Origin of the sequence: Ramlibacter tataouinensis TTB310 (genome assembly GCF_000215705.1) — a bacterium.
Classification (GTDB): Bacteria; Pseudomonadota; Gammaproteobacteria; order Burkholderiales; family Burkholderiaceae_C; genus Ramlibacter; species Ramlibacter tataouinensis.
The window spans coordinates 2,626,746-2,644,608 of sequence record NC_015677.1 but is presented as its reverse complement, the minus strand read 5'-3'; the positions used below and the strand labels follow the sequence as shown (position 1 = coordinate 2,644,608).

The 17,863-nt window shown below is 70.0% G+C and carries 20 protein-coding genes; 14 read left to right on the top strand and 6 right to left on the bottom strand.

The features are described from left to right. The first annotated feature begins 66 nt into the window (after positions 1 to 66). Genes RTA_RS12755 through RTA_RS12735 form a run of 5 tightly spaced genes read left to right on the top strand, consistent with a single transcriptional unit; the run spans position 67 to position 4,803 of the window. On the top strand, positions 67 to 1,101 hold the full coding sequence (locus RTA_RS12755; protein WP_013901822.1) for a TRAP transporter substrate-binding protein: 1,035 nt from the start codon (positions 67 to 69) through the stop codon (positions 1,099 to 1,101). Between the two features lie 13 nt (positions 1,102 to 1,114). Continuing rightward, positions 1,115 to 1,612: a TRAP transporter small permease gene (locus tag RTA_RS12750; protein ID WP_013901821.1), complete on the top strand. Its 498-nt coding sequence runs from the start codon at positions 1,115 to 1,117 to the stop codon at positions 1,610 to 1,612. Continuing rightward, entirely contained in the window at positions 1,609 to 2,934 is a 1,326-nt protein-coding gene (locus tag RTA_RS12745; RefSeq protein WP_013901820.1) for a TRAP transporter large permease, read from the top strand. Before RTA_RS12750 ends, RTA_RS12745 begins: the two co-directional genes overlap by 4 nt. 16 nt (positions 2,935 to 2,950) lie before the next feature. Further along, on the top strand, positions 2,951 to 3,850 hold the full coding sequence (locus RTA_RS12740; RefSeq protein WP_013901819.1) for an NAD(P)-dependent oxidoreductase: 900 nt from the start codon (positions 2,951 to 2,953) through the stop codon (positions 3,848 to 3,850). After that, entirely contained in the window at positions 3,850 to 4,803 is a 954-nt protein-coding gene (locus RTA_RS12735; protein ID WP_013901818.1) for an AEC family transporter, read from the top strand. The genes RTA_RS12740 and RTA_RS12735 overlap by 1 nt, the downstream gene beginning before the upstream one ends. Here the strand turns inward: RTA_RS12735 and RTA_RS12730 are convergent. The 6 genes from RTA_RS12730 to RTA_RS12705 form a co-directional block, all read right to left on the bottom strand. Continuing rightward, entirely contained in the window at positions 4,800 to 5,852 is a 1,053-nt protein-coding gene (locus tag RTA_RS12730) for a core-2/I-branching beta-1,6-N-acetylglucosaminyltransferase family protein (protein WP_041675515.1), read from the bottom strand. The genes RTA_RS12735 and RTA_RS12730 overlap by 4 nt on opposite strands. Before the next feature lie 33 nt (positions 5,853 to 5,885). After that, positions 5,886 to 6,923: an NAD-dependent epimerase/dehydratase family protein gene (locus tag RTA_RS12725; RefSeq protein WP_013901816.1), complete on the bottom strand. Its 1,038-nt coding sequence runs from the start codon at positions 6,921 to 6,923 to the stop codon at positions 5,886 to 5,888. Further along, on the bottom strand, positions 6,920 to 8,248 hold the full coding sequence (locus RTA_RS12720) for an NAD(P)H-dependent oxidoreductase (protein WP_013901815.1): 1,329 nt from the start codon (positions 8,246 to 8,248) through the stop codon (positions 6,920 to 6,922). Before RTA_RS12720 ends, RTA_RS12725 begins: the two co-directional genes overlap by 4 nt. Further along, positions 8,245 to 8,784 carry a dTDP-4-dehydrorhamnose 3,5-epimerase gene (gene rfbC / locus RTA_RS12715; protein ID WP_013901814.1) on the bottom strand — a complete coding sequence of 180 codons (540 nt, stop codon included), beginning with the start codon at positions 8,782 to 8,784 and terminating at the stop codon, positions 8,245 to 8,247. Before rfbC ends, RTA_RS12720 begins: the two co-directional genes overlap by 4 nt. 13 nt (positions 8,785 to 8,797) lie before the next feature. After that, on the bottom strand, positions 8,798 to 9,571 hold the full coding sequence (gene rfbF / locus RTA_RS12710) for a glucose-1-phosphate cytidylyltransferase (protein ID WP_041675513.1): 774 nt from the start codon (positions 9,569 to 9,571) through the stop codon (positions 8,798 to 8,800). A 176-nt stretch (positions 9,572 to 9,747) separates the two neighbouring features. Beyond that, positions 9,748 to 10,653 carry a LysR substrate-binding domain-containing protein gene (locus RTA_RS12705; protein WP_041675510.1) on the bottom strand — a complete coding sequence of 302 codons (906 nt, stop codon included), beginning with the start codon at positions 10,651 to 10,653 and terminating at the stop codon, positions 9,748 to 9,750. A 130-nt stretch (positions 10,654 to 10,783) separates the two neighbouring features. Here RTA_RS12705 and RTA_RS12700 point away from each other — a divergent pair, with 130 nt between their 5' ends. From RTA_RS12700 to RTA_RS12660, 9 genes are read left to right on the top strand one after another with little or no spacing between them, the layout of a single operon-like run. After that, entirely contained in the window at positions 10,784 to 11,443 is a 660-nt protein-coding gene (locus RTA_RS12700) for a substrate-binding domain-containing protein (protein WP_013901811.1), read from the top strand. A gap of 24 nt (positions 11,444 to 11,467) precedes the next feature. Then, positions 11,468 to 12,496, top strand: a complete 1,029-nt coding sequence (locus RTA_RS12695) for an amidohydrolase family protein (RefSeq protein ID WP_013901810.1) — start codon at positions 11,468 to 11,470, stop codon at positions 12,494 to 12,496. A gap of 2 nt (positions 12,497 to 12,498) precedes the next feature. Continuing rightward, positions 12,499 to 13,182 carry a 4-carboxy-4-hydroxy-2-oxoadipate aldolase/oxaloacetate decarboxylase gene (gene ligK / locus RTA_RS12690; RefSeq protein ID WP_013901809.1) on the top strand — a complete coding sequence of 228 codons (684 nt, stop codon included), beginning with the start codon at positions 12,499 to 12,501 and terminating at the stop codon, positions 13,180 to 13,182. A 13-nt stretch (positions 13,183 to 13,195) separates the two neighbouring features. Further along, complete coding sequence (locus RTA_RS12685) at positions 13,196 to 14,119, top strand: amidohydrolase family protein (protein WP_013901808.1); 924 nt, start codon at positions 13,196 to 13,198, stop codon at positions 14,117 to 14,119. A 2-nt stretch (positions 14,120 to 14,121) separates the two neighbouring features. After that, entirely contained in the window at positions 14,122 to 14,496 is a 375-nt protein-coding gene (gene ligA, locus RTA_RS12680; RefSeq protein WP_013901807.1) for a protocatechuate 4,5-dioxygenase subunit alpha, read from the top strand. 4 nt (positions 14,497 to 14,500) lie between these two features. Further along, the gene (locus RTA_RS12675) at positions 14,501 to 15,358 is read left to right on the top strand and encodes a class III extradiol dioxygenase subunit beta (RefSeq protein ID WP_013901806.1); all 858 of its coding nucleotides are present in this window, start codon (positions 14,501 to 14,503) and stop codon (positions 15,356 to 15,358) included. Beyond that, positions 15,355 to 16,302 (top strand): Gfo/Idh/MocA family oxidoreductase, encoded by a 948-nt coding sequence (locus RTA_RS12670; RefSeq protein ID WP_013901805.1) that lies wholly within the window; start codon positions 15,355 to 15,357, stop codon positions 16,300 to 16,302. Before RTA_RS12675 ends, RTA_RS12670 begins: the two co-directional genes overlap by 4 nt. A 19-nt stretch (positions 16,303 to 16,321) precedes the next feature. Further along, positions 16,322 to 17,332, top strand: a complete 1,011-nt coding sequence (locus tag RTA_RS12665) for an aldo/keto reductase (protein WP_013901804.1) — start codon at positions 16,322 to 16,324, stop codon at positions 17,330 to 17,332. A gap of 40 nt (positions 17,333 to 17,372) precedes the next feature. Beyond that, positions 17,373 to 17,861: a hypothetical protein gene (locus RTA_RS12660; protein WP_143762969.1), complete on the top strand. Its 489-nt coding sequence runs from the start codon at positions 17,373 to 17,375 to the stop codon at positions 17,859 to 17,861. Positions 17,862 to 17,863: the final 2 nt, after the last annotated feature.

Below are 17,863 nucleotides of genomic sequence, written 5' to 3'. Positions count from 1 at the left end.
GCAAGTGCCACTTGTGCAAAGCCCCGGCCTGCGTCACCCTCTCGCCCGTTCCAAGGAGACAAGCCCATGAAAACCCGCCCCTTCCTGCGGCTGTGCGCCGCCGCGGCGCTGGCCGCCATCCTGCAGCCGGCCGCGGCGCAGGAGGTCGTGCTCAAGTTCCACCACATCTGGCCCACGGCGGCGATGGCGCCGACCAAGGTCATCGCGCCCTGGTGCGACAAGATAGCGGCCGAATCCAAGAACCGCATGCGCTGCCAGCTGCTGCCGGCCATGTCGGGCGGCGGCACGCCCGCCCAGCTGGTGGACCGCGTCAAGGATGGCGTGGACGACCTGACCATCACGCTGCCCGGCTACACCGCCGGCCGCTTCCCCGCGATGGAGGTGTTCGAGCTGCCGTTCATGACCAACTCGGCCGAGGCCGGCGCCCAGGCCTCCTGGGACTACCTGCAGAAATACGGCGCCAAGGAATTCCCCGGTACCCGGATCCTGGCGGCCTGGGTGCACGACGAAGGCTATGTGCACACCGCCTCCAAGCCGATCAAGTCGCTGGAGGACTTCCGCGGCCTGAAGATGCGGGCGCCGACGCGGCAGACCAACAAGCTGCTGGCCAAGCTGGGCGCCACGCCGGTGGGCATGCCGGTCACCGGCGTGGCCGACGCGCTGTCCAAGGGCACGATCGACGGCTACGTGCTGCCTTGGGAGGTGATCCCGGCGTTCAAGCTGCACGAGATGACCAGGTTCCACACCGAGACCGACCCGTCGCGCCCGGCCCTGTACAGCGCCGGCTTCGTCTTCGCGATGAACCAGGCCAAGTACGACAGCCTGCCGGCCGACCTGAAGAAGGTGATCGACGCCAACTCCGGCGCCGCGCTGTCGCGCCAGATCGGCAAGACCTGGGACGACAGCCAGGACGCCGGCCGCAAGGCGGCGCAGGACCGCGGCAATACCTTCATCAAGCTCTCGCCCGCCGACACCGACAACTGGATCAAGGCCAGCGCCAGCATCCACGAGGAGTGGGTGGCCGAGATGGACAAGCGCGGCCTGCCCGGCAAGCAGATGCTGCAGGAAGCGCGCGAGCTGCTGGCCAAGTACCGCAAGTGAGGCAGCGCGCCGCGTGCTGAGACTGCTGCGCCACCTGACCTGGGCCTTCGCCGTCGCCGGCGCCACCGTGGCCCTGGGCGTGGGCCTGATGACCACCGTCAGCGTGGTGGGGCGGGCCTTCTTCAAGTCGCCCATCCAGGGCGACGTGGAACTCACCCAGGTCGGCATCGCCCTGGCCATCTCGCTGTGCCTGCCTTGGTGCCAGCTGCGCAGCGCCAACATCGTCGTGGACTTCTTCACCCAGCGCCTGGCGCCGCCGCGCCGGCGCCTGCTGGACGCCGCCGGCGCGCTGCTGCTGGCGCTGATGTGCGCCTTGCTGGCCTGGCGCACGGCGGCCGGTGCCATCGCGGTCAAGCAGGCGTTCGAGACCTCCATGATCCTGGGCCTGCCGATGTGGTGGGCCTACGCCTCGCTGGCGCCGGGCCTGGGCCTGGCCGCGCTGGTGGCGCTGGTGCAGGCCTGGATGCACCTGGCCCGGCGGCCGATGGCGGCCCTGGAGGGGGCGGCATGACGCCGGCGACCGCCGTCGGCCTGTCGATGTTCGGCGCGATGCTGGCGCTGATGGCGTTGCGGGTGCCGATCGCGGCCGCCATGTTCATCCCCGGGGCGCTGGGCTATCTCGCGATCACCGACGCCGGCTCGCTGTTCAACCTGCTCAAGGGCAGCGCCGTCGCGCGCCTGACGGTCTACGAGCTCAGCGTGATCCCGCTGTTCCTGCTGATGGGCCAGTTCGCCACCCAGGGCGGCCTCAGCCGCGACCTGTTCCGCGCAGCGGCGGCCCTGGTCGGCCACATCCGCGGCGGCCTGGCGATGGCGGCCATCCTGAGCGCGGCGGCCTTCGGCGCGGTGTGCGGCTCGTCCGTGGCCACCTCGGCCACCATCACCCAGGTGGCCTATCCGGAGATGAAGGCCCACGGCTACCACGGGCGGCTGTCGACCGCGACGCTGGCCACCGGCGGTACGCTGGGCATCCTGATCCCGCCCTCGGTGCCCCTGGTGGTGTATGCCATCCTGACCGAGCAGAACATCGCCAAGCTGTTCGCCGCGGCCATGGTGCCGGGGCTGCTGGCCACGGCCGGCTACCTGGCCGTGGTTGCGCTGTACTGCCGCGCCCGCCCGGAGTTCGCCAGGCCCAGCGTGCCGGTGCCCTGGGGCGCGCGCCTGCGGGCCCTGGCCGCCATCTGGCCCATCGTCGGCATCTTCGTCGTGGTGTTCGGCGGCATCTACGGCGGCCTCTTCTCGCCCACCGAAGGCGCGGCCATCGGCGCGCTGCTCACCTTCTGCGTCGGGCTGGCGCGGGGCGAGCTGGGTGGCGCCGGGCTGGCGCGGGCCCTGGTGGCCACCGCCGAGACCAGCGCCATGGTGTTCATGATCTTCCTGGGCGCCGACATGATGAACGCCTCCCTGGCGCTGACCGAGATGCCGGCGCGCATCGCGGACTGGGTGACGCAGCTGCCGGTGCCGCCGCTGGCCGTCGTCACCGCGGTGCTGCTGCTGTACGTGGTGCTGGGCTGCGTCATGGACGAGCTGTCCATGCTGCTGCTCACCATCCCCGTCATCTTCCCGGCGGTGATGGCGCTGGACCTGTGGGGCCTGCCGCCGGACCTCAAGGCGATCTGGTTCGGCATCCTGGTGCTGGTGACCGTGGGCATAGGCCTGATCGCGCCGCCGGTGGGCCTGAACGTGTACGTGGTCAACAACCTGGCGCGCGAGGTGCCCATGGCCGAGACCTACAAGGGCGTGTTCCCCTTCCTGGCCTGGGATGTGCTGCGCGTCACGCTGCTGCTGTTCTTCCCGGCCGTCACGCTGTGGCTGGTCGGCGTTTTCTTTTGAGATGGGAAAGCACGGGATGGACATCCGTCGCATCGGCCTGATCGGCCATGGGGAAGTGGGCAGGATCTTCGGCGCCGGGCTGCTCGGCCAGCCGGGCGTCACCGCCGTGAGCGCCTGGGACCTCAGGTTCGCCGACCTCGCCACGCGCGAGCGCGAGGCGGCGCAGGCGCGCGCCGCCGGCATCGCGCCGCAGCCCTCCATGCAGGCGCTGTGCGAAGCCAGCGACCTGGTGATCTCGGCCGTCACCGCCTCCAACACCTTGGCCGTCGCCCAGGAAGCCGCGGCGCACCTGCAGCCCGGCACGCTGTTCCTGGACCTCAACTCCGCCTCGCCGGGCACCAAGCAGCAGGCCGCCGCCCTGGTGGACGGCCGCGGCGCCCACTACGTGGAGGCTGGCGTCATGACCTCGGTGCCGCCCTACGGCATCCGCGTGCCCATGCTGCTGGGCGGCGCCCGGGCGGCCGCGCTGGCACAGGTGCTGGCGGCCTGGGGCATGGATGCCAAGCCCGTGTCCGAGCGGCTGGGCGTGGCCAGCGCCATCAAGATGTGCCGCAGCGTGATGATCAAGGGCCTGGAGGCGCTGGTGATCGAGAGCTACGCCACGGCACGCCAGTACGGCGTGGAGGACCAGGTGCTGCCCACGCTGGCCGAGACCTTCCCGGGCATCGACTGGCCCCGGCAGGGCGCCTACTTCTTCAGCCGCGTGGTGCAGCACGGCAAGCGCCGCGCCGAGGAGATGCGCGAGTCGGCCCATACCGTGCGCGAGGCCGGCTTCGAGCCCTTCATGGCCGCCGCCATCGCCGCCAAGCAGCAGTGGGTGGCCGACCAGGCCGCTGCCGGCGTGTTCGACGGGCTGCCCAAGGATGCGCCCTGGCAGGCCTACGCCGACCGGCTGGTCGCCGCGCGCCGGCGCTGATGCTGCAGGTGCTGGCCGTCACCGGCCCGATCTACCTGGTGATCGCCGCCGGCTGGCTGGCCACCCGCTGGGGTTTGTTCTCCCGCGCCGAGATGCGGGTGTTCGGCAAGTACGTGATCCACCTGGCGCTGCCGGCGCTGCTGTTCAACGCGCTGTCCCAGCGCAGCGTGGCCGAGGTGCTCAACCCGGTGTTCGCGGCCGCCTACGCGCTGGGTTCGCTGGTGGCCATGGCCGCCGGCATCCTGTGGGCGCGGCGCGTGGCCGGCAAGCCGCTGTCGGCCAGCGCCATCGTCGGCATGGGCATGTCCTGCTCCAACAGCGGTTTCATCGGCTTCCCGCTGGTGGCCCAGGTATTTGGCGCGGGCACGGCAGGGGTGGGCCTGGCCCTGGCCATGGTGGTGGAGAACTTCCTGCTGCTGCCGCTGGCCCTGGCCATCGCCGACGGCGACCTGGGCGAGGGCGCCGCCGCGCAGGGCCGGGCGGCGCGCTGGCGGACGGCGCTGGCGCAGTCGCTGCGCGGCGTGGTGCGCAACCCCATGATCCACGGCATCGCCGCCGGCTTCCTGTTCGCCCTGCTGGGCTGGCGCCTGCCCGAGGCCGCGGCCCGGGCCGTCAACCTGTTCGCGGCTTCCTGCGCGGCGATCTCGCTGTTCGTCATCGGCGGCTCGCTGGTGGGCATCGCCGCGCGCGGCATGGCGCACGACGTGACCGCCGTCGCGGCCGGCAAGCTGCTGCTGCATCCGCTGGCGGTGCTGGCGGCGGTGTGGCTGCTGCCGCCCATGGCGCGCGAGCTGCAGACCGCCGTGGTGATCATGGCCGCCGTGCCCATGCTGGGCATCTACCCCATCCTGGCGCAGAAGCACGGGCACGACACCATGGCGGCGGCGGCCCAGCTGGGCACCACCGTCGCGTCGTTCGTGACGTTGACGGCCCTGCTCTGGGTGCTGCGCTAGGGCCGGGTCCGGCCTTGGGTGGCGCTTAGTGGCGGCAGCCCCATGGACGCAGTGAACACCACACCGCTGGCAAGCTCGGGCGCCGGCCTTACGGCAGGTTCCCCAGCCGTGGCCGTGCTCACGGTCGGCGGTGTGGCGGGGGCGCCCTGCACCAGCTCGTGCAGCACCCGCAGCCGCGCCGGGTGCTCCGGCTCGTTCGGGAACTTGCGCGCGAAGAACGCCGGCATGGCGCGCAGCAGCCCAATCTCGTCCACGTCGATCTTGCTGGGATGGGCCTCGATGAAACGGTTGATGTAGTGGTTCAGCGGCCCGCGGGTGCGGGTGTGCCGCATCAGCAGGGTGGGCACCAGGAACTCCTCGGCGATGCGCAGGCGGCTGAAGTAGTCACGCACGCCCGGCTGCCGGAAGCCGTCGACCAGCTTGCGCACCACATGGCGCCGCGCGCCGAACCAGACCGAACCGTAGTAAGGCCGGAATCCCTCGCCGAAAGGATGGCGGCCGATCCAGGGCTGGGAGAACGCGCGCACCACGGCGCGCGCGGCCAGCGCCTGCAGCCCGTGGCCTCGGCCGCTGCGCAGCCAGACGCCGGCCTCGTCACGGCGCCCCGTCAGCCCGCGGAAGTAGTCCGTCGACAGCCGGCGCAGCACGCGATGCCGGAACGAGCCGTCGGGCGTGAAGGCGCGGTAGCCCACCCACATCAGGCAGTCCGGGTCGGCCAGCAGGTCGATGCAGCTGAAGTGCGCCTCCGCCGGCCCGGTCACATGCGCCTCGAACTGCGCCATCGGCTTGATCGGCAGGCAGGTGGGGCTGAGCAGCTGCAGGTAGTCGAACTCCAGCCGTTCCAGCGCATGCGCCAGGGCGTGGAAGATGCCTTCGACGAAGCCGAAGGTGGCCCAACCGGTGCGCACGGGATGGGGCACGAAACGCACATTGCCCGACGTGAGGGGGAAGTCGGGTGTCTGCGAGAAGTCGTGGTGGACCAGCACGGTGTGCGGCGCCAGCGCGCGCGCCAGCTGGTCCACGGTTTCCGGCGGGGTCACCGCCGACATGACGACGAAAACGATGCGGGGCCGCACGATTCGTCAGCAGGTCCAGAACAGCCGCTCGTCCAGCTGTCCGGTGCCGCTGAGGTACTTCAGCTGCTTGAGCCGGGTGAAGGGCCGGGCGTCGAACACGGCCGCGTCCAGCCCGATGCGCTCGAAGATGCCGTGCAGCTGGCGGGCGCCCTTGCGTGCGTCCCACTGGCAGGCGAAGCCCGGCAGCCGATCGCGGATCTTGGCGAAGCTCACCTTGTAGCTGCGGTTGTCGGCGCCGGCCTGGCCGAAGCTGAGCTCGCAGCCGGGGTAGACGCCGGCCACGATCTGCGCGATCTCGCGCACCTGGTAGTTGTCGGCGTCATGCCCCACGTTGAAGATCTCGCCGTGGACGGCGTCGCGCGGCGCTTCGAGCGCGCAGGCAATGGCCTGGCAGATGTCCAGCACGTGCACCAGCGGGCGCCAGGGCGTGCCGTCGCTGGTCATGACGATGCGCCCGGTGGTGGCGGCGATGCCGCACAGGTTGTTGAGCACGATGTCGAAGCGCATGCGCGGCGACGCGCCGTAGGCCGTCGCGTTGCGCAGGAAAGTGGGCGAGAAGCCGGCCGAGGCCATGGGCGCGACGTCGCGCTCGACCAGCGTCTTGCACTTGGCATAGGCGGTCTGCGGGTTGGTGGGCGACTGCTCGGTCATCGGCTCGGCCCCGTCGGCCACGCCGTACACGCTGCACGACGAGGTGTAGACGAAGCGCCTGACGCCGGCTTCCTTGGCCAGCTGCGCCAGCCGCACCGAGGCCTGGTGGTTGATCTGGAAGGTGAGGTCGGGGTCGTTCTCGCCCAGCGGGTCGTTGGACAGCTCGGCCATGTGGACCACCGCGTCCACGCCCTCCAGGTCCTTGGCCTCGATCTGCCGGATGTCCCGGTTGACGGTGCGCGGGAAGCCCGGGACCAGCGCCCGGTCGCTGAACAGCCAGCCGTCGCGGTAGTAGCCGGTGTCCAGGCCGACGAGATCGTGCCCGCGTTGCTGCAGATAGGGGGCGAGCAGGCAGCCGATGTAGCCTTCGACGCCGGTGACGAGCAGTTTCATGCCGTGGGTCCTTGGGTGGTGGTGGAATGCCGGGGCCAGAAGCGCCGCATCTGCTCGGCCCAGAGGCGGTCGCACAGCCGGCCGGCCGGCAGCGTGACGTCGGCGAAGGTGAGCACCGCGTCCTTGGCGACGTCGCGCCTGAGCGTGCAGCCCTCGGCCAGGCCGATGGGCAGCAGGTCCTGCTCGCGGGCCAGGGGCGCGTTCTCGGCCAGGCCGTAGGTCAGGTAGCCGCCCAGCCCGTCGAGGGTGTCGCCGGCCTTCAGGTCGGTCTTGGCGGTCGCGACGACCTCGACCAGCGGCCCGGCCAGCGGCGCCAGCGCGGCGTCCTGGAACAGCACGGCGCGCGCAACGGTGTTGGGCACCTCGAAGTGGCACAGGTGGTAGGGCGTGTAGAAGCAGTACAGCGGCCCCTCGCCCAGCTTGTAGAGGTTGAGGTAGTGCCGCTGCTGCGGATGGTCGTGCGTGCCCAGCACGTACACGCCGGGGCCGGGCATGGCGCCCACCACGTAGTCGACGATGCCGGGCCCTTCGAGCAGCGCGTCCACGGGGTACAGGCTGGCCACCTGCTGGATCGGCGTGCCGGCCGGCACGGTGGGGCCGAACATGCCGCGCTGTCCGACGCGCATGCCGGTGCCGTTGGCCACGATGGCGTTCTCGAACGAGATCTTGGTGCCGTCGGCGAACGAGGTCACCATCTGCGGGTTCTGCCCCCACTGCCTGGCGAAGCCGGCCTGCGTGGTCGGGTTGCGGTAGGGATCGTGCAGGCCCTTGATGTTGCCGCACAGCACCGGTTTGACGCCGATGCCGCGCACGAAGCGCCACAGGTTCATCATCACGCCGGGCTGGTCGCCGTCGGCGCTGGTCAGCACCACGCCGGCGCGGTCGGCGTAGGTCTTGAGGATGGGGCCGATGGTGCCGTCGACCTCGGCGTTCATCAGCACCACGTGCTTGCCGTGGGCGATCGCCTCCAGCGTGACGGCGGCCGCCAGCTCGATGGTGCCGGTGACCTCCACGATGGCGTCTATGCCTTCGGCGCGGCACAGCAGCAGCGCATCCTCGGTCACGGCCGGGACGCCGGCCGCCACGGCCTGCTCGAGCTGGGCCTGTGACTCCACCGTGCGCATCTCCTCCAGGCCGGCTTCGCGGTAGGCCCGCCTGGCGTTGGCCAGGGTGCGGTTGGCGATGGCCGCCACGCGCATGCCGGGCACGCTTTGCACCACCTGCAGCGCGACGCCGCGGGCCATGAAGCCGGCCCCGACCAGGCCGATGCGGATGGGTTTGCCCTCGGCGGCGCGCCGGGCCAGGGCGGTGTCGACGATGATCATCGCGCCTCCTTCACGAAGTCGGGCCATGCGGCGTCCTTGTCCGACAGATCCTGCACTGCCACCGGCCAGCGGATGCCGAAGGCCGGATCGTCGTGGCGCGCGCCGCGCTCGGCACCCGGGGTGTAGAAGGCCGACACCTGGTAGGTGACGGCCGCGTCGTCGGTCAGCGTCACGAAGCCGTGGGCGAAGCCCTGCGGCACCAGCAGCGCCCGGCCGTTCTCCTCGCTCAGCTCCACGCCGATCCATTGGCAGTAGGTGGGCGACTGCGGACGGATGTCGACGATGGCGTCCCAGATGGCGCCGCGAACGCAGCGCACCAGCTTGTCCTCGGCATGGGGGGCCAGCTGGTAGTGCATGCCGCGCAGGGTGCCGGCGCGGCGGGTCAGCGACATATTGGTCTGCACCATGTGGGTGGGCAGGCCGTGTGCCTGGAATTCGTTGGCGCAGTAGGTGCGGGCGAACCAGCCGCGCTCGTCCTGGCGGCGCTCCAGATCGACGATGAAGGCGCCGGCCAGCTCGGTGGGGGTGAATTTCATGGACGGGCTTCCTTTACCACTGTTTCCAGGGGGCCTTGCCGGACTCCCACAGGCCTTCCAGCGTCTGCTTGTCGCGCAGGGTGTCCATGGGTTGCCAGAAGCCTTCGTGCCGCCAGGCCATGAGGTCGCCCGACGCGGCCAGCGCCTCCAGCGGCTCGCGCTCCCAGACGGTCTGGTTGTCCTGGATCAGGTCGATCACCGAGCGGTCGAGCACGAAGAAGCCGCCATTGATCCAGGCGCCGTCGCCGCCGGGCTTTTCCTTGAAGCTGGGCACCCGGACATCGTCGGCGTGCAGGGTGAAAGCGCCGAAGCGGCCGGGCGGCTGGACCGCCGTGACCGTGGCGCGCTTGCCGTGCGCGCGGTGGAACTCCAGCAGCCGGGTGATGTCGACGTCGCTCACGCCGTCGCCATAGGTGCAGCAGAACGGGCCGTCGTTCAGGTAGCGCGCCGCCTGGCGGATGCGCCCGCCGGTCATCGCGTCCAGCCCGGTGTCGACCAGGGTCACCCGCCACGGTTCGCTGGAAGTGCGCAGCAGCGTGGTGGTGTTCTCGCGCATGTCGAAGCGCACGTCCGCCCCGTCCAGTGCGTAGTCGCGGAAGAACTGCTTGATCAGGTGGCCCTTGTAGCCGCAGCAGATCACGAAGTCGTTCAGCCCATGGGCCAAGTACATCTTCATGATGTGCCAGAGGATCGGCCGGCCGCCGATCTCCACCATGGGCTTGGGGCGCACGGCGCTCTCTTCGCTGATGCGGGTGCCGAAGCCGCCTGCGAGGATGACGACCTGCATGTCAGCGGCCACTTGGCGCAAGGCGCACGGCCTGGTTCTTGAAGAAAGTATTGTTCACATCCACCCTTTCCTGTTCCCTTTGCTTACATCTTCGCCCGACCAGGGAGGAGTCGGATGTGGGTGCGCTGCCCGCCGCTTTGTCAGACAAGGCGGACACGGTCGTTGCGCAGGGTGCCTCATGCCGTGAAGAAAGACGCTGCGGTAAAGCGGATCAGGTCCAGCGTTGCCTGCTGGGTCAGTGTGGCCGGCCGCTGCGAGCTCACCGCCATGGACAGCTGGCTGCGCAGGCGCGGCGAACCGATGGGCCGCATGGTGAAGGCCAGGGGCCGCCCGGAGGTTTGCACCGCGTTGCGCGACAGCACGGCGCTGCCCATGCCGTCGGCCACCAGCTCCAGGATGGCGGCGACGCCGTCGACCTCCCAGGCGATGTCCGCCCGCAGGCCCTGGCGGGCCAGTTCGGCTTCGACCAGCATGCGGATGGCGTTGGGACGGCTGGGGATGACCAGGGGCAGGGCCGCCAGCTCGCGCAGGCTGACCGGGCGCTTGGCTGCCGGAGTCCGCGCACTGCGCTGCGCCTGTACCAGGAATAGCTCTTCCTCGAGCAGGGCGGACAGCTCGATCTCCGCGGAAGCGGCAGCGTTGTAGAGCAGGGCGATGTCGAGCCGGCCCTGCATCAGCGACTCCTGCATGCCGGCCGACAGGCCCTCGCTGATCGACAGGCTGGCTTGCGGCAGCTGCTCGCGGAAGGCCCGGATCAGCGGGACGGCGAGCACCTTGGCGATGCTGGGCGGCAGGCCGATGGCCACCCGGCCGGCCAGCGAACCGCGCACGCGGCCCAGTTCCTCGCGGGCGCGCTCGACCTGGTGCAGGATGCCGCGCCCGTGTTCCAGCAGCAACTTGCCGGCTTCGGTGGGGACGGCGCCGCGGCCGTTGCGCACCAGCAGGGCCTGGCGCAGCTCCACCTCCAGCAGGCGTACCTGCCGGCTGAGAGCGGGCTGCGCCACGTCCAGCGCCACCGAGGCGCGCGTGAAGCTGCCCAGCTCGGCCACCCGGACGAAATACTCCAGCTGCCGCAGGTCCATGCCGGATTCTAAGTAGATGGATAGCATTCACCCGGCTATGCGCGTTTGTTCTAGCTGGTAGCGCAGCCCCGGCCTTCCGCTGGCACCGGCCGGCCCGCAGAATGCCGGCGTGATCAAGGCGATTTCATCCATGGCCACGCGCCAGCTCCTGGCCGAGCTGGCTGCCGAGCACCAGCGCCTGACGGGCTGCACTGTTTCCATCGAGTCCGTGGGCGGCGTGGACGCGGCCCGCCGCGTGCAGGGGGGCGAGCCGTTCGACGCGGTGGTGCTGGCCGCCGATGCCATCGACAAGCTGGTGGCTGGCGGCCATGCGGTGGCCGGCAGCCGGGTCGACCTGGTCCGCTCGGGCGTGGCCATCGCCGTGCGCGCCGGTGCGCCGCGCCCCGACATCGGCTCCGAGGCGGCCCTGCGCCGCGCCGTGCAGGCCGCCGCCAGCGTCGGCTATTCCACCGGGCCCAGCGGCATGGCCCTGATGCAGCTGTTCGATCGCTGGGGCATCGCGGCCGAGGTGCGGCAGCGCACGGTGCAGGCGCCGCCCGGCGTGCCGGTGGGCACGCTGGTGGCGCGCGGCGAGGTGGCGCTGGGCTTCCAGCAGCTCAGCGAACTGATGCACCTGGACGGCATCGAGGTGCTCGGCCCCATGCCCGGCCCGCTTCGGATCGTCACCATCTTTTCGGGCGCGGTGTGCGCCGGCTCGGCCCGGGCCGAGGCGGTGCGGCGGATGCTGGACTTCATGGCGTCACCGCAAGCCGACCAGGTCAAGCGCCGCCACGGCATGGAACCGGCCTGAAGACACAACGAGGAACCCGCCACCATGATCATCGACTGCCACGGCCACTACACCACCGCCCCCAAGGCGCTGGAGAACTGGCGCAACCGCCAGATCGCCGGCATCCAGGACCCGGCGGCCATGCCCAAGGCCGCCGAGCTGAGGATCAGCGACGACGAGCTGCGCGAATCCATCGAAGCCAACCAGCTGCGGCTGATGAAGGAGCGCGGCAGCGACCTGACGCTGTTCTCGCCGCGCGCCAGCTTCATGGCCCACCACATCGGCGACTTCCAGGTCTCGTCCACCTGGGCCGCGATCTGCAACGAGCTGTGCTTCCGCGTCAGCCGGCTGTTCCCCGACCACTTCGTCCCGGTGGCCATGCTGCCGCAGTCGCCGGGCGTCGATCCGCGCAGCTGCATCCCCGAGCTGGAGAAGTGCGTCAGGGACTACGGTGCAGTGGGCATCAACCTCAACCCCGACCCCTCCGGCGGCCACTGGAAGGAGCCGCCGCTGACCGACAAGTGGTGGTACCCGGTCTACGAGAAGATGGTGGAATGGGACCTGCCGGCCATGATTCACGTGAGCACCAGCTGCAACGCCTGCTTCCACACCACCGGCGCGCACTACCTGAACGCCGACACCACCGCCTTCATGCAGTGCGTGCAGGGCGATTTGTTCAAGGACTTCCCGACGCTGAAGTTCCTGATCCCGCACGGCGGCGGCGCCGTGCCCTACCACTGGGGCCGTTTCCGCGGGCTGGCGCAGGAGCTGAAGAAGCCGCTGCTGACCGAGCACGTGCTGGACAACATCTTCTTCGACACCTGCGTCTACCACCAGCCGGGGATCGACCTGCTCAACACCGTGATCCCGGTCAGGAACGTGCTGTTCGCCTCCGAGATGATCGGCGCGGTGCGCGGCATCGACCCCACCACCGGCCACCACTACGACGACACCCGGCGCTACATCGAGGCCAGCCAGATCCTGAGCGCGCAGGACCGCCACCAGATCTACGAAGGCAACGCGCGGCGGGTGTTCCCGCAGCTGGACGCGCGCCTGAAGGCCAAAGGACTCTGACCATGTACGAACTCGGCGTCGTCTACCGCAACATCCAGCGCACCGGCCGCGAGACCGCGGACGGGCTGGCGCAGTACGGCTCGGCCACGGTGCACGAGGCCATGGGCCGGGTCGGGCTGATGGCCACCTACATGCGGCCCATCTATGCCGGCGCGCAGGTGTCCGGCACGGCCGTCACCGTGCTGCTGCACCCGGGCGACAACTGGATGATGCATGTGGTGGCCGAGCAGATCCAGCCGGGCGACATCGTGGTGGCCGCCATCACCGCGCCCTGCACCGACGGCTATTTCGGCGACCTGCTGGCCACCTCGTTCAAGGCCCGCGGCGCCCGCGCGCTGGTGATCGACGCCGGCGTGCGCGACGTGAAGACCCTCACCGGGATGCAGTTCCCGGTGTGGAGCAGGGCGGTGAGTTCCAAGGGCACGATCAAGGCGACCATCGGCTCGGTGAACATCCCGGTGGTCTGCGCCGGGATGATCGTGAACCCCGGCGACGCGGTGGTGGCCGACGACGACGGCGTGGTCGTGGTGCCGCGCCAGCTGGCCGCTAGGACGCTGGAGGCCGCCGCCGCCCGCGAGGCCAACGAGGGCGAGAAGCGGGCCAAGCTGGCCTCGGGCGCGCTGGGCCTGGACATGTACAAGATGCGCGAGCCGCTGGCCAAGGCCCGCCTGCGGTATATCGACTGAAGAGGCCGTGCACATGTCCAAACCCACCACCGGCGGCTTCGCCAAGACGCCGGGCTGGCTCGACTGGTACGAGGGCCCCAGCAAGCCGCGCTTGCAGCTGCCGCCGGGCAGCGTGGATGCGCACTGCCACGTGTTCGGCCCCGGCGACCGCTTCCCCTATGCGCCCGAGCGCAAGTACACGCCCTGCGACGCCAGCTGGCAGCAGCTGTTCCAGCTGCGCGACCACCTGGGCTTCGAGCGCAACGTCATCGTGCAGGCCACCTGCCACGGCGCCGACAACAGCGCGCTGCTGGATGCGCTGCGCCGCTCCGAAGGCCGCGCGCGGGGCGTGGTCACCGTCAGGCGCAGCGTGTCCGACGCCGAGCTGAAGTCCATGCACGAGGCCGGCGTGCGCGGCGTGCGCTTCAACTTCGTCAAGCGCCTGGTGGATTTCACGCCCAAGGACGAGCTGATGGAGATCGCCGCCCGCATCGCGCCCCTGGGCTGGCACGTGGTGATCTATTTCGAGGCGCAGGACCTGCCCGAGCTGTGGGACTTCTTCACCGCGCTGCCCACCACGGTGGTGGTGGACCACATGGGCCGGCCCGACGTGCGCCAGCCGGTGGATGGTCCCGAGTTCGAGCTGTTCGTGAAGTTCATGCGCGACTACCCCAACGTCTGGTCCAAGGTCAGCTGCCCCGAGCGCCTGAGCGTCTCCGGCCCGCCGGCCCTCCATGGCGAGCGCAACGCCTATCGCGACGTGGTGCCGTTCGCCCGGCGCATCGTCGAAACCTTCCCCGACCGCGTGCTGTGGGGCACCGACTGGCCGCATCCCAACCTGAAGGGCCACATGCCCGACGACGGGCTGCTGGTGGATTTCATCCCGCATGTCGCCCCGACGGCGCAGCTGCAGCGCAAGCTGCTGGTCGACAATCCGAACAGACTCTATTGGGGCTGACCGTGCCACTCGACAAGCCGTACCTGGACGTGCCAGGGACCACCATCTTCGATGCCGACCAGAGCCGCAAGGGCTACTGGCTCAACCAGTTCTGCATGTCCCTGATGAAGCCGGAGAACCGCGAGCGCTTCAAGAAGGACGAGCGCGCCTACCTCGACGAGTGGGCCATGACCGAGGAGCAGAAGCAGGCGGTGCTGGCGCGCGACCTGAACCGCTGCATCCAGCTGGGGGGCAACATCTACTTCCTGGCCAAGATCGGCGCCACCGACGGCAAGAGCTTCCAGCAGATGGCCGGCAGCATGACCGGCATGAGCGAAGAGGAGTACCGCAACATGATGATCGGCGGCGGCCGCGACCCGCGCTGGGGCAGGAGCTGATTCGATGGCCCGCATCACCGCTTCCGTCTTCACCTCCCACGTGCCGGCCATCGGCGCCGCGCTCGACCTGGGCAAGACCGCCGAGCCGTACTGGCAGCCGCTGTTCGCCGGCTACGAGAAATCCAAGCAGTGGATCCGGGACAACCCGCCGGACGTGGTGTTCCTGGTGTTCAACGACCATGCGACGGCCTTCAGCCTGGACATGATCCCCACGTTCGCCATCGGCTGCGCGGCCGAGTTCCCGGTCGCGGACGAGGGCTGGGGGCCGCGGCCCGTTCCCAAGGTGACGGGCCATCCCGAACTGGCCGCGCATATCGCGCAGTCCGTGATCCAGCAGGACTTCGACCTGACCCTGGTCAACAAGATGGACGTGGACCATGGCCTGACGGTGCCGCTGTCGCTGATGTACGGCCAGCCCGCGGCCTGGCCCTGTCCGGTCATCCCGTTCCACACCAACGTCGTGCAGTACCCGGTGCCCTCCGGGCGGCGCTGCCTGGCCCTGGGCCAGGCGATCCGCCGCGCCGTCGAAAGCTTCGACCAGGACCTGAAGGTGCAGATCTGGGGCACGGGCGGCATGAGCCACCAGCTGCAGGGGCCGCGCGCCGGCCTGATCAACAAGGAATTCGACAACGCCTTCCTGGACCGGCTGATCGCCGACCCGAAGGCGCAGGCCGCGGTACCGCACATCGACTACGTGCGCGAGGCCGGCTCCGAGGGCATCGAGCTGGTGATGTGGCTGATCGCCCGCGGCGCCATGGGCGACCTGGCGGGGGGACCTCCGCCCCGGCTGGCGCACCGCTTCTACCACGTGCCTGCATCGAACACGGCCGTCGGCCACCTCATTCTGGAAGAGCAGACATGACGATCAAAGTCGCCCTGGCCGGCGCAGGCGCTTTCGGCATCAAGCACCTGGACGGCATCAAGAACATCCCCGGCGTGGAGGTCGTCTCCGTCATCGGCCGCGAGCTGGACAAGACGAAGGAGGTCGCCGCCAAGTACGGCATCGCCCACGTGACCACCGACTTGGCCGAGAGCCTGAAGCTCAAGGAGCTGGATGCGGTGATCCTGTGCACGCCCACGCAGATGCACGCGGCCCAGGCCCTGCAATGCCTGCGGGCCGGCAAGCACGTGCAGGTGGAGATCCCCCTGTGCGACAAGCTGGCCGACGGCCAGGCCGTGCTGGACCTGCAGCAGAAGACCGGACTGGTCGCCATGTGCGGCCACACGCGCCGCTTCAATCCCAGCCACCAGTACGTGCACAGGAGGATAAAAAAGGGCGAGTTCCGCATCCAGCAGATGGACGTGCAGACCTACTTCTTCCGCCGCAGCAACATGAACGCGCTGGGCCAGCCGCGCAGCTGGACCGACCACCTGCTGTGGCACCACGCGGCGCACACGGTGGACCTGTTCCTCCACCAGACCGGAAGCCCGGTGGTGAAGGCCAACGCCCTGCAGGGGCCGATCCATCCGCAGCTGGGCATCGCCATGGACATGAGCATCCAGCTCCAGGCCGCCAACGGCGCGATCTGCACGCTGTCGCTGTCCTTCAACAACGACGGGCCGCTGGGCACCTTCTTCCGCTACATCGGCGACAGCGCCACCTACATCGCCCGTTACGACGACCTGTTCAACGGCAAGGACGAGAAGATCGACGTGTCCCGGGTGGACGTGTCGATGAACGGGATCGAGCTGCAGGACCGCGAGTTCTTCGCCGCCATCCGCGAGGGCCGCGAGCCCAACGCCAGCGTGGCCCAGGTGCTGCCCTGCTACCAGGTGCTGCACCGGCTGGAGCAGCAGCTGAACTGATCACCTGGAAAATCTCGGGATGCACGCGCGACAACTCGGCCCCTTCACCGTCTCGGCCATCGGCCTGGGATGCATGAACCTCAGCCATGCCTATGGCCTGCCGCCGGCGCCCGAGCAGGGCGAGCGCCTGCTGCTGGCCGCGCTGGACCAGGGCGTGACCTTGTTCGACACGGCGGCGCTGTACGGCTTCGGCGCCAACGAGACCCTGGTGGGCCGGGTGCTGAAGCCCCATCGCCGGCGCTTCACCCTGGCCAGCAAGGGCGGCATGGCGGGCGTGACGGGCGAGGACGGCGTGCTGCGCCGCGTGATCGACGGCCGGCCCGAGGCCATCCGCCGCAACTGCGAGGACAGCCTGCGCCGGCTGCAGACCGACGTGATCGACCTGTACTACCTGCACCGCTGGGACAAGCAGGTACCCATCGAGGACAGCGTGGGCGCGATGAGCCGTCTGGTCGAGCAGGGCAAGGTGCGCACCCTCGGGCTGTCCGAGGTGTCCGCGGCGACCTTGCGCAAGGCGCATGCGGTACATCCCATCACGGCCGTGCAGACCGAGTACTCGCTGTGGACGCGCAATCCGGAAATCGCGGTGCTGCAGGCCTGCCGCGAGCTGGGCGTGGGCTTCGTCGCCTTCAGCCCGGTGGCGCGGGGCTTCCTGTGCGACGCGCTGCACGACGTCGGCGGCCTGGATGCCAAGGACATCCGGCGCACCATGCCGCGTTTCGAGCCGGCCCATTACGCGGCCAACCTGAAGCTGCTGCCCGGCTACAGGGCGCTGGCGCGGGAGGCCGGCTGCACGCCGGCGCAGCTGGCGCTGGCCTGGCTGCTGCACAAGGCGCCGAACATCATCCCCATCCCCGGCACCACCCGCGTGGCGCATCTGCAGGAGGACCTGGCCGCGGCCGACCTCCGGCTGCAGCCCGGCCTGCTGGCGCGCCTGGAGGCGCACATCAACCAGGCCACGGTGAGCGGGCACCGCTACGGCGCGCAGGCGCGCGCCGAGGTGGACACCGAGGAGTTCGCGCCGACATGAAACGACATCACCGATACCGCGCCGCTTGATAGACTGGGCCATGCGTTCTGCTTTGCGCTCGCTCCGCGCCTTCGGATTGGCGGCCGGCATCGCGCTTGCCGCCGCGGGGCACGCGGCCCACGCCCAGCAGGCGCCGCACGATCCGCAGACCCAGATGCTGCCCGACGCGCGCGGCGCGGTGCCGTGGTCGCTGCTGACACGCACCAGCATCCAAAAGGTGGACGGGCGTCTCGGCCCGAAGTTTCCCGACGCGCTGCGGCCACTGCACGGGCAGACCGTGAAGCTGCAGGGCTACATCATCCCGCTGGAGCCCGGCCTGAAGCACCGCCGCCTGCTGCTGTCGGCCTGGTCGCCGAGCTGCCCGTTCTGCCTCACCGCCGGCCCCGAGGCGATGGTCGAGGTGCAGATGCGCCGCGCCGTGGCCCACTCGCTCGATGCCATCGTGCTGCAGGGCCGTCTGCAGCTGCTGGACAACGATCCCGCGGGCCTTTTCTACCGCCTGGTCGATGCCGAACCGGCCGCGCTCTGATG